The 11,657-nt window shown below is 49.8% G+C and carries 12 protein-coding genes; 4 read left to right on the forward strand and 8 right to left on the reverse strand.

What is annotated here, in order from left to right; genetic code table 11:
- The first annotated feature begins 9 nt into the window (after positions 1-9).
- Positions 10-1,857, forward strand: coding sequence for a methanol/ethanol family PQQ-dependent dehydrogenase (locus DS731_RS13440; RefSeq protein ID WP_119501814.1), 1,848 nt, complete (start codon positions 10-12; stop codon positions 1,855-1,857).
- 43 nt (positions 1,858-1,900) lie between these two features.
- Entirely contained in the window at positions 1,901-2,548 is a 648-nt protein-coding gene (locus tag DS731_RS13445; RefSeq protein ID WP_119501815.1) for a pentapeptide repeat-containing protein, read from the forward strand.
- A 38-nt stretch (positions 2,549-2,586) separates the two neighbouring features.
- On the opposite strand, the gene miaE is transcribed toward DS731_RS13445, so the two are convergent.
- Positions 2,587-3,339, reverse strand: coding sequence for a tRNA isopentenyl-2-thiomethyl-A-37 hydroxylase MiaE (gene miaE / locus DS731_RS13450; RefSeq protein ID WP_119501816.1), 753 nt, complete (start codon positions 3,337-3,339; stop codon positions 2,587-2,589).
- Positions 3,340-3,446: 107 nt separating this feature from the next.
- Positions 3,447-4,016 carry a histidine phosphatase family protein gene (locus tag DS731_RS13455; protein ID WP_161599156.1) on the reverse strand — a complete coding sequence of 190 codons (570 nt, stop codon included), beginning with the start codon at positions 4,014-4,016 and terminating at the stop codon, positions 3,447-3,449.
- A 149-nt stretch (positions 4,017-4,165) separates the two neighbouring features.
- On the opposite strand from DS731_RS13455, the gene DS731_RS13460 reads away from it, so the two are divergent.
- Positions 4,166-4,843, forward strand: a complete 678-nt coding sequence (locus DS731_RS13460) for a 2'-5' RNA ligase family protein (protein WP_119501818.1) — start codon at positions 4,166-4,168, stop codon at positions 4,841-4,843.
- A gap of 250 nt (positions 4,844-5,093) precedes the next feature.
- Positions 5,094-5,693, forward strand: coding sequence for a Yip1 family protein (locus DS731_RS13465; protein ID WP_119501819.1), 600 nt, complete (start codon positions 5,094-5,096; stop codon positions 5,691-5,693).
- A 78-nt stretch (positions 5,694-5,771) separates the two neighbouring features.
- Here DS731_RS13465 and purF read toward each other — a convergent pair whose 3' ends face one another.
- The 6 genes from purF to truA form a co-directional block, all read right to left on the reverse strand.
- Positions 5,772-7,295: an amidophosphoribosyltransferase gene (gene purF / locus DS731_RS13470; RefSeq protein WP_119501820.1), complete on the reverse strand. Its 1,524-nt coding sequence runs from the start codon at positions 7,293-7,295 to the stop codon at positions 5,772-5,774.
- Positions 7,296-7,309: 14 nt separating this feature from the next.
- On the reverse strand, positions 7,310-7,798 hold the full coding sequence (locus DS731_RS13475) for a CvpA family protein (RefSeq protein ID WP_119501821.1): 489 nt from the start codon (positions 7,796-7,798) through the stop codon (positions 7,310-7,312).
- Positions 7,799-7,963: 165 nt separating this feature from the next.
- A complete protein-coding gene (locus DS731_RS13480; protein ID WP_119501822.1) occupies positions 7,964-8,545 on the reverse strand; it encodes an SPOR domain-containing protein in 582 nt (193 codons plus the stop codon).
- A 9-nt stretch (positions 8,546-8,554) separates the two neighbouring features.
- Positions 8,555-9,838, reverse strand: coding sequence for a bifunctional tetrahydrofolate synthase/dihydrofolate synthase (gene folC / locus DS731_RS13485; protein WP_119501823.1), 1,284 nt, complete (start codon positions 9,836-9,838; stop codon positions 8,555-8,557).
- Positions 9,839-10,684 carry an acetyl-CoA carboxylase, carboxyltransferase subunit beta gene (gene accD, locus DS731_RS13490; protein WP_119501824.1) on the reverse strand — a complete coding sequence of 282 codons (846 nt, stop codon included), beginning with the start codon at positions 10,682-10,684 and terminating at the stop codon, positions 9,839-9,841. It lies immediately after the preceding gene.
- Between the two features lie 165 nt (positions 10,685-10,849).
- Positions 10,850-11,641, reverse strand: coding sequence for a tRNA pseudouridine(38-40) synthase TruA (truA, locus tag DS731_RS13495; RefSeq protein ID WP_119501825.1), 792 nt, complete (start codon positions 11,639-11,641; stop codon positions 10,850-10,852).
- Between the last annotated feature and the right edge of the window lie 16 nt (positions 11,642-11,657).

Raw genomic sequence — 11,657 nt, forward strand, 5'->3', positions numbered from 1 at the left:
AGGTACGCTATGACTATTACACCTAAGAACACCACTAGAAAACTGTTGTTGTCTGCTATTCTCGTGAGCAGCGCACTTGCCAGTCAATATACTCAGGCTAAAGGCGTCACCTGGGATGATATTGAGAACGATGCCAGTACCACAGAAGATGTACTGATGTACGGTATGGGTCCGGAAGCACAGCGATTCAGCTCACTGGACAAGATTAACAAAGACAATGTGCACATGCTGACACCGGCATGGACCATGAGCTTTGGTGACGAAAAGCAGCGGGGCCAGGAATCTCAGGCACTGGTTTATGACGGCGTTGTTTATGTGACCGCCAGTTATTCCCGTATTTTCGCCTTTGATGCCAGGACCGGTGAAAGAAAGTGGACCTATTCTCACCGGTTACCTGAAGGGATCCGCCCCTGCTGTGACGTAATTAACCGCGGTGCAGCCATTTACGGCGACATGGTGTATTTCGGTACGCTGGATGCCGGTATCGTGGCACTGAACCGTCACACCGGTAAAGTGGAATGGAAGAAACGTTTTGAAGACTACCGCGCCGGTTACACCATGACAGGTGCACCGACACTGGTGAAAGATCAGAAAACTGGCAAAGTCCTTTTGATCCACGGCTCCTCCGGCGATGAATTCGGTGTGGTAGGCAAGCTGTTCGCCCGTGATCCGCTGACCGGCGAAGAAGTGTGGATGCGCCCCTTCGTTGAAGGTCATATGGGTCGGCTGAACGGTAAAGACAGTACCCCCACCGGTGATGAAAATGCACCTACCTGGCCGCGTGATGAAAACGGCGAACTGGTTGAAGCCTGGCATCACGGTGGCGGAGCCCCATGGCAGAGTGCCAGCTTCGATGTAGAAACAAACACCATTATTATCGGTGCAGGTAATCCGGCCCCCTGGAATACATGGAAGCGTACTGCAAAAGGCGATGATCCGCGCAACTGGGATAACCTGTACACCTCAGGTCAGGTTGGTGTAGACCCTACCACCGGTGAAGTGAAATGGTTCTATCAGCATACGCCAAATGATGCCTGGGATTTCTCCGGGAACAACGAGCTGGTACTGTTTGAATACGATGACAACGGCAAAACAGTCAAAGCAACTGCTCACGCCGACCGCAATGGCTTCTTCTATGTAGTAGATCGTGAAAACGGCGAATTCATCAAAGGCTTCCCGTTCGTGGACAAAATTACCTGGGCTACACACATCGACCCCGATACAGGTCGCCCGGTTGAAGTAGAAGGACAACGTCCGCCTCTGCCGGCCCCCGGCGAAGAGAAAGGAAAATCAATTGAAGTTTCCCCTCCATTCCTGGGCGGAAAGAACTGGAACCCTATGGCGTACAGTCAGAACACCGGCTGGTTCTATCTGGGCGCAAACCACTGGAAAGAAGATTACTGGACAGAAGAAGTTAACTACGTAAAAGGTAATGCATACCTTGGTCAGGGCTTCAGAATTAAAACCCTGTTTGACGACCATGTGGGCGTGCTGCGTGCAGTAGACCCTGTATCCGGTGAAATAAAATGGACGCATAAAGAGAAGCTGCCATTATGGGCCGGCGTTCTGGCCACGAAAGGCGGATTAATTTTCACTGGTACCGGCGATGGCTTCATCAAAGCGTTTGATGAGAAAACCGGTGAGGAACTGTGGAAGTTCCAGACAGGCTCAGGCATCGTTTCCTGCCCGATCACCTGGGAAATGGACGGTGAGCAATATATCGGTTTCGCTTCAGGTTACGGCGGTGCTGTGCCACTGTGGGGTGGCGATATGGCAGAACTGACCAAGCCTGTCGCACAAGGCGGTTCATTCTGGGTATTCAAGTTACCGAACTTCGACAAAGTCGCAAAACGTTAATCATACCCGGCGGGGCTGCGGCCCCGCTTACATGGAGTGACTTATGAAACCCTTGTATTTTCTGTTCTGCTTTGCTGCCACACTGAGCCACGCAGAGCCTTTGCCTTTTGATGATGACGTGGCCGAAATTGACGGTTGCAAATTGACTCAGGGAACACGATGCAGTAATGCTGATTTGTCCGGTGCTGATTTGCGCCACATGGATTTGTCCGGCTCCGTGTTCACAAATGTCAATTTCAGCGGTGCAGATCTGCGCCATGCTGATCTCAGCTACGTAACATTCAAAAAAAGTAAACTGGACAAAGCAAACCTGGCGATGGTGTCGTTGAATCACAGTGATCTACGTACTTCCACCTTAACTGGGGCCAATCTTGAAGGATCCACCGGTTTCTCCCTGTTCGCTCAGGGTGTTAATTTCAACGGCGCTGACCTGACAGGCGTCAATTTCGACCAGGCGAGAATGTCAGGCGCAAAACTCAACGGAGTGACTCTGCGGAATGCCCGCATGGAAAGGGTCTGGATGAATAAAATTCAACTCGCAGGCGCCGATCTGACGAACGCAAACATTCAGGAAGCCAAGCTGAATGACGCCAATTTGTCCCGCGCTGACTTAACCGGTACACGTATTCATTTCGCCACTTTTCAGGGAACATACATGGCAGACTGCACAAATTGCCCCGTAGACTGGTGAAGGTATGCTTGCTGCCGAAGCCTGCAGTCGGGGTTTCTCTATACGGGTAAACCGCTGTGGAATTTAAAATCCTCATCCGGTGAGGTTATCAGTTCACCTTCTACCTCACCGAAAAAAGCAATACGTTCAGCAATATCCTCACCGGCAATCTCTTCTGCCAGCGTCAGATAATCCTGATAATGTCGGGCTTCCGAGCGAAGTAACGAAATATAAAAATCGCCCAGACGCTTATCAACGTGAGGTGCCAGCTTTGCGAAACGCTCGCAGGAACGGGCTTCAATATACGCGCCGCAAATGAGTTTATCTGTGAGGGCTGCCGGCTCATGAGTACGCACGTGACGCAGCAGTCCTTTTGCATAGCGGCTTGACGCGATATTTTCATAAGGAATGTCGTACTCATTCATAATTTCCAGTACCTGGAAAAAATGATGCAGTTCCTCTTTGATAAGCAGCACCATTTTATCTATGAGATCCTGGCCGTAAGGTGTGCCGGACTTGGGAATGATCGATTTCGACAATTTGTTATGTTTAAGCAGTGACTGCCAGTCACCTTCTTTCCGGTACGCAAAGTCTTCAAAAGGCTTCAGCCATGCCAGTAAGGCATCGCCGCTTTCCTTATCTACCGCATAGCGACGGATAAGAAACATGGCACTTTGCGCGGCTTTTAGCTCGCAAATCAAATGATCAGTCAGTACCACCGCCAGATTGTCTTTTTCCGCGGCTTTTTCAACCCAGGCATCAGGGGTTTCACACTGTAAAAATGAATGGATAGGTGCGAGTAATTCGTTCATCTGTGGACAGCACTGCTTTTTCAGGTTAATACATATCAGTTAAATAAAGACAACGCCCTTAAGGGCGCCGCCGGGCGCGGATCCTATCACAAATCCGCTGAGTATATTTAGTCGATCCACTGCTGCCAGTGCAGTTTACCATTTTGCCAACCCAGCAACATGCCGCCACAATTATCTATAGTACGGCCTTCACCGAAACTGCGGGCGATACAGGCCATCGCATCACCATGACTGACAATAAGAATACGGGAAGCCGTTTCGCTGTTCACCAGTGCGTGAAAGGTTGTCATAAAACGTTCGGTTACCATGTTGGCACTTTCACCGCCGTTGTCAGGCATAAGATCAGGACGGGTATACCGGTGTTCTTTAAACGCTTGATAGGCTGCAAGTCCGCTGGTTTCCTTTCCCTGCCATTCACCAAAGTTACGTTCGCAGAAACCTTCGTACACTTTATGGGACTGTCCCAGCGAGGTGGCACAAATTGCAGCGGTATCTTTCGCGCGGCCAAGGTGTGAGCTGACCACAAGATCAATATCCCAGTTCCCGGCCTTCGCTGCCAGCTCAGCCGCCTGTGCCCGTCCTTTTTCTGTCAGCGGACTGTCGAGCTGACCCTGTAGGCGTTTGTCTCGATTCCATTCGGTCTGACCATGACGGCAGAGATAAATGTGTTTTTCCATGTTTATCCTTAGCATTCATTGAAGTATCAGACTTGTGGGAAAGCGCTGTTTCAAGTAGCGTTGATGCCTGCCACTCCCTGCTGATCACCAACAGATTGACTGCCGGTATTTGAAAGGGTTTTCGTTATTCTACATCATGAGATAAGCCGTTGAAATTAAGTGCGTCCATTATTGCAATCTTGTCAGGTTGTTTACTGTCTTTTGCTGCGCTGGCAAAAAGTGTGTCTGTTAATGTTTTTGCTTTACCTTCGGCAGACATAGAGCAGACGGTTGCCTCGGTAAGCGATAAACTGAAGCAGAACGGTATGGAGAGCTTTTACGAACAGGGATTTCCTGTCCATATTACGTTGTACCTCACCACTTACGACGAAGCCGCTATTCCCGGTTTACTGGCGAAAGTGGAAATGCTCACAACCACACAACCGGCAGTGCCCCTGAAAGCTGAGGGATTTACGGTAACCGCAGGGAACTGGGTATTTGTCGATGCGGTAAAAGAAACAGAACTACAACAACTGGCAGATAAACTGACAAATGCCCTGTCTCCGTTAAGAGATCTTTCAGCGCCACTGCCTGCGTGGGTTAATGCCTATCCGCAAAAGAAAGCGGTGTTCGAACAATATGGCAGCCCTAATGTATTTGCACAATTTGAGCCGCATATGACATTGCTGGCCGCAGAAGCATCACCCGCCCTGCCAGCAATGAAAAAGCACTTTGCAGCCTCTCCCCCCTCTGCTACCGGTTATGTAAAAGCTGTGGGCGTGGGACTGGCGGATGCAAAAGGCCAGATAACCAAAGTTCTCGGACATTTCCCGCTCAAGCAGCCGTAAACAACGTCTGTTTCTTCCCTTCTAACTAATTCGGGCCGGATATTTCCTTACGGCCCCGATTTTCTGCGCTTTAATATCTTCAGCAAATTCAACCACTCACATAACTGAACATTTTTTAAGCAAAAAATATTTGACCCTGCACCAAACATGATCAACACTCATTGTAAAATTAATGTTAATTATATTAACCATAAACAAACATCAATATGATCAACGCTGCACGCAGCGCCGGTAACAATAAGGTGAAAATATGATATTGAATCACTTGCTCGGCATATACACTCATCCCCGTGAAGAATGGCAGGACATAGACAGACGACATGAAAGTTGCGTGTATGCCCTTAGTCATATCGGGGTTATTGCGTTGATACCTTCACTGGTCACCTATTATTCCGGTGCACACCTGGGCTGGAGTATCGGTGCCGGAGATTTAATAAAGCTTACCGAGCAAAGCGCAGCGATGCTGGCTGTAGGTATGTATTTTGGCCTGATAGCCGGTGTGCTTATTCTTACCTACATGATTCATGAGCTTGCTAATGCGTTTGACGCCAAGCCTAATTATACCGAATCTTTAGATCTTGCCGCGTATACGGCGACACCATTATTTATGACCGGGTTTGCTGGTCTTTATCCGGAACTCTGGTTTGTGATGACAGTAGGTCTGGTCGGACTCGCCTACTCTGTATACCTGCTTTATTCAGGTACGCCAATCATGATGCATATACCGGATGGTAAAGGGTTCATTTATGCCAGTTCTGTAGTGACGTGCGGACTGGTACTTCTGGCCATTTTAATGGCCAGCACCGTGATCATGTGGAGTATGGGCTTCGGTCCGGTATACGTGCACTGATCATTAAATTTCATCCATATCCGAAAGCAAAAGACCGCTCTGAGAGCGGTCTTTTTATTTGGTGCGCGGATTCCCGGTTTAGTTGTCAGAATCCATATTGTGCATTTCCAGATTAGACAATTCTGCCTGCACGACAGGACCGCTCTTAGACGCTTCACCACGGGCAATATCAATGCGCTCAAGGTAATCCTGGTCAATATCAGCAGTTATGTAATTACCGTCGAATACTGATGTTTCAAAGCGCTGAATTTCAGGATTCTCTTCCCGTACCGCTTCAACCAGATCTTCAATGTCCTGGAAGATCAGTCCGTCAGCCTGAATAAGATCTGCAATCTGGTCAATCTCACGGCCGTAGGCAATCAGTTCATTGGCAGACGGCATGTCGATACCGTAAACATTCGGAAAACGGATCTCAGGAGCAGCAGAAGCAAAGTAAACTTTCTTCGCACCGGACTCACGGGCCATTTCGATGATTTGACCGGACGTAGTGCCCCGTACAATAGAGTCATCTACCAGCAGTACGTTTTTGCCTTTAAATTCTGAAGAAATAGCGTTCAGTTTACGGCGTACAGACTGCTTACGCATGGTCTGCCCCGGCATAATAAAGGTACGGCCGATATAACGGTTTTTCACAAAGCCCTGACGATATGGTAACTCAAGGGTATTGGCGATTTGCAGCGCCACATCCATGGAAGTTTCCGGAATAGGAATGACCACATCGATATCGAGGTCGGCCCACTCGCGGGCAATTTTCTCACCCAGCTTACGTCCCATGTTAACGCGGGAAGCGTAGACAGAAATACCATCGATGAATGAATCAGGACGGGCAAAGTAAACAAATTCAAAAACACACGGGGAAGTGGCCGGTACTTCAGCACACTGCTGGGTATGCAGTTCACCTTTTTCGGTGATGTATACACATTCGCCCGGCGCTACGTCACGAATGAAGGTAAAACCTACCGCATCCAGAGCCACGCTTTCAGAAGCAACCATGTATTCTTCGCCCATTTCTGTAATGCGCTTGCCCAGCGCCAGAGGACGGATACCGTTAGGGTCACGGAAAGCTACCAGGCCCTGTCCGATAATCGCAGCAACCACGGCATAGGCACCGCGGATCTTCTTATGGACGGTTGTGACCACTTTGAAAATATCTTTTGCAGTTACGGTCAAGTCGGCAACCTGCTGCAGTTCATGAGCCAGAATGTTTAATAACAGTTCAGAATCTGAAGAGGTATTAATGTGACGGCGGGCAATACGGAACACTTCGTCCTGCAGTTCGTGTGCATTGGTAAGGTTACCGTTATGCGCAAACGCGATACCGAAAGGTGAGTTCACGTAGAAAGGCTGTGCCTCAGCAGAGCTTGATGTGCCTGCGGTGGGATAACGGCAGTGACCGATACCCATATTTCCTGACAGACGCTTCATATGGCGTGTGTGGAAAACATCCCGCACCAGGCCATTTGCTTTTCTCAGATTAAATCGATTCTGTTCGATCGTAATGATACCAGCAGCGTCCTGTCCGCGATGCTGTAACACTGTCAGTCCATCATAGAGTGACTGAGCAACAGGTGTTTTACCAACAATTCCGACAATACCACACATTTGCTTTACCTATATCAAGCGGGTTTTAGAAAACTGGAGCTGCCTTTCACGAAGGTGAAAAACCACTCTATGATGACACCAAATTCCGGTATCAGCAGAGACTGGCTCCACCAAACGGCTTTTGCTGCATCGGTAAACGTATCCATAAAGAACAATAGTGCGCTTACAATCAGTACGCCACGTAAAGCGCCGAAAATTGCGCCTAACGCCCGGTCTGTGCCGGATAATCCTGAAGCTTGTACTAACTGGCCGACAACGTGGTTAAATAAACCACCCAGTACCAGCGTAACAATAAAGAGAACAACGATTGCAGCACCATTGCGCAGCACCTCGTCGTCTATTTGCGTGAAATAGACAGCAAGATCGGCATGAAATTCACTGGCAATAAAAAGTGCACCGAACCAGACAACCAGGGAAATGGCTTCTTTCACAAAGCCACGCATCAGACTTATCAGCGTTGAAACCGCGATAATACCGAGAATGGAAAAATCAACCCAATTCATGAAGCGTTATACTATCCGTCTGTCGTTAAGCACGCAGTGTGACTGCCCCGCTGCGAGATGGCGCGCATTCTAACAGAAGCCCCGGAGATTACCAATGTGTAATCTTAACGCGGACCGGGTAACTTCCCGCCTGAGTAAGAAAAACTTGCCACCTGCCGCCGGAAGCTATTCTGCGTTGAATGTAGCCACCTTCCCTTTCAGTCCGGTGATCTCCTGCAAATGCGGCACTGCTTTTTGTAATTTTGCTTTGTCGGTATCTGGTCCGACGAACACTTTCGTCAGCGGACCGGAACGGGTTTCCACAGGACGGCTGAAGGCACGGTAGCCGGCCTGTTCAAGTTTTACGAGTAATTGCTTTACGTTTTTCTGGTGGCGGAAACTACCAAGCTGCACCACCCAGCTGCCTTCAACGGCTTCCGGCGCTGGCTGCTCCACCACTGTCTGACGGGCCAGGTCGTCCTCAATAGCTTGCTGTGCTTTTTCTGACGATGCAGCAACCTGTGCAGCTTCATCATCAACCGCAGGCTCATCGACCACTTCCAGCGGACGTTGGGTGACACCCGCAACGCGGTCTACAGGAAACGGCTCGGGATCCACAATAGGCTTTTTCGCCGGCGTAGCCGGCACACTGACAAATTCGTCCTGATTCGTTTCTTTTTTTCTGTCGAGAAAATCTGGCAGGAAAATGACTGCCAGCGCGACCAGAATAACGGTGCCGACCAGTCTGTTATGTAACGCCGGGGTCACTGTTTACTCCTATTGGATACTACTGTCCTTGTGAAACGTTAATACATCCGCAACGGTAAGAAAAGAACCAAATACCAGGATGCGGTCATTTTCATTTGCTGCTTCACGGGCTGCTTTATAAGCTGCGGTTACCGAATCAAATGCATTGGCATGTGCCCGCTGATGTGGCTGTAAGTGAGACATTAAGGTACTGCCACTTAAGCCTCTTGGCCCGCTGGTATTACCAAGGTACCACTTCGCCTTTACGCCCGCCAGTTCATCCAGCGTGGCGGCCAGTGATTTATCTGCCAGCATACCGGCAACAATATGCAGTTCCCCGTTTAATCCGATGTCAGCCCAGTCGCGCATTAATGCACAGGCCTGTGGATTATGGGCCACATCAACCAGCACTTCAGGCGATTGGGACAAGGTTTGTCTGCGTCCGGGCACATTCACGGTACTGACAAGCTGTTGCAGTGCGGTGTTGTCAGGAAACAACCCCAGACGTTTCAATGTTGCCAGTGCTGTCGCCACGTTTTGCAGCGGAATTTGCGGCATGGGCAACCACGCTGTCTGCTCATCTTCATGATACCAGCGCCACATGTCACCCTGCTGCTCTGTACCGAACGTCCGGCCGGCCCACCAGGTATCAACCTGATGTTCACTGACGTACTCATCCAGCGTTGAAGGCGGCTCGCGCTCTCCTACTACCGCAATGCCGTTATTGCGCATGATACCCGCTTTCTCAATGGCGATGGCTTCACGGGTATCTCCCAGCCAGTCCATATGATCCAGACCGATGGTCGTGATAACAGCAACAGACGGTTCAATGATATTGGTTGCATCCAGCCGGCCACCAAGACCTACTTCAAGAATAGCGATGTCGACACCGGCATTCACCATCATCAGCATGGCGGCAAGCGTACCAAATTCGAAATAGGTCAGGCTGATATCACCTCTGGCCTGCTCAATTGCAGCGAAGGCTTCACAGTACAAGCGTTCTGCTTCAATGTCGCCATTTATGCGTACACGCTCACGGTAATCCAGCAGATGGGGAGAGGAATACACACCGGTGGTTTTACCCTGCGCCAGGCAGGCTTGCTCGATGAAGCGGCAAGTAGTGCCTTTGCCGTTTGTACCGGCAACGGTGATGACAGTCTGGTTTGAAAAATCTAAGGCGAGTTTGTCAGCGACCTGCTTCACCCGCGTCAGCCCCATATCGATGGCTGTGGGATGAATGGACTCAAGGTAGGCCAACCACTGCGTCAGAGAGTTATCCGCTGACGCAGTAAAAGAAGGTGATTGTTTATTCACTTAATTCGGGCGATGCATCTTTTCTAACAGGCCGTGTAATTTATCACGCATTTTACGACGGTCAACAATCATATCGATGGCACCTTTTTCCAGCAGGAATTCACTGCGCTGGAAACCTTCGGGCAAGGTTTCACGAACGGTCTGTTCGATAACCCGCGGGCCTGCGAAACCGATAAGTGCTTTTGGCTCGGCAACGTTAACGTCACCCAGCATAGCCAGACTGGCCGAAACACCACCCATTGTAGGGTCGGTAAGCACAGAAATGTAAGGTAAACCCTTTTCGCTCATTTTTGCCAGTGCAGCAGAGGTTTTCGCCATCTGCATTAATGACATCAGCGCTTCCTGCATACGGGCACCGCCGGAAGCAGAGAAACAAATCAGTGGCATGTTGTGTTCAAGGCAGGCATTAACAGCAGCCACGAAACGGGCACCGACAACAGATGCCATGGAACCGCCCATGAAGGCAAATTCAAAGCTGGCAACCACAACCGGCATGCCTTTCAGTTTGCCCTGCATCACGATTAATGCGTCTTTCTCGTTGGTGCTTTTTTGTGCCGCAACGATGCGATCTTTATAGCGCTTGGAATCTTTGAATTTCAGAACGTCCTGAGGTTCTAAATCTCCGCCCAGCTCTTTACGGTCGCCGGTGTCCAGAAACGCATCAATACGCTTACGGGCGTTGATACGCATATGGTTGTCACACTTGGGACACACTTCCAGCAGCTTTTCCAGTTCCTGCTTGTACAGCACAGCCTGACAGCTTGAACATTTCGTCCACACACCTTCCGGTACGTTACCTTTCGTGGACGTTTGAGTTTTAGGCAGAATTTTTTGAATCCAGCTCATAGTAAGGAGAATCCTTGTTATCTGTAACTATGCTTCGTTGGTCTTTATTTGTGCACAGTGTTAAAAGAACGCGATTTAGCCATGTATTAGACCACATATCCGCACCCGGTAAAAAGTAAAACTGGTCTAAGAAGTCAAGCTACTCACCGACTGCTCATCAGGCTTTCAGGTTTCCGGCAGAAACAACGGCCCGGCCGGCTGGCGGGGAATGCCGAATGTATCCGGGTAAGTAACATCGACCAGGTACAGTCCGTTCGGTTTTGCTGTTGCAGCCGCCTGTGTACGGTCTTTCGCAGCTAACAGTTCTGCAATCCAGCTTACCGGCTGTTCGCCACACCCTACTTTAATGAGTGAGCCGACAATATTGCGCACCATGTGGTGCAAAAATGCATTTGCACGAATTTCGACAATTACATAGCGGCCCTGACGAAACACAGATACTCCGGTAACGTTACGAAACGGCGTTTTTGACTGGCAGTGAGCTGCACGGAATGAGGTGAAATCCTGTTCGCCGATCACCGCCTGAGCAGCCTCGTGCATCAATGATGCATCCAGTTCCTGGTATTCGTGGGTAACGCCGTTCAGCAGAATCGCCGGACGCAGCGGCGAATTATAAATCACATAGCGGTAGCGACGGTGGGTTGCAGAGAAGCGGGCGTGAAAGTCATCACTGACGGTTTTTACCCAGCTCACAGCGACAGAATCAGGAAGGTTGGTATTCACACCCATTGTCCAGGCACGGTCCGGACGTTCACCGTCAAAGTCGAAATGCACCACCTGACCGGTGGCATGTACGCCGGCATCGGTGCGGCCGGCACATTGCACATCAATGGGTTGATTGGCTACCACAGACAGTGCTTTTTCCAGATATCCCTGCACACTGGGTAATTCACGCTGACGCTGCCAGCCGTAGTGTGCTGCGCCATCATACTCGACGCCCAGGGCGATTCTTGCCATGAAAATTCTGCTCCCG

The organism is Alteromonas sp. RKMC-009 (assembly GCF_003584565.2).
Lineage (GTDB): Bacteria > Pseudomonadota > Gammaproteobacteria > Enterobacterales > Alteromonadaceae > Alteromonas.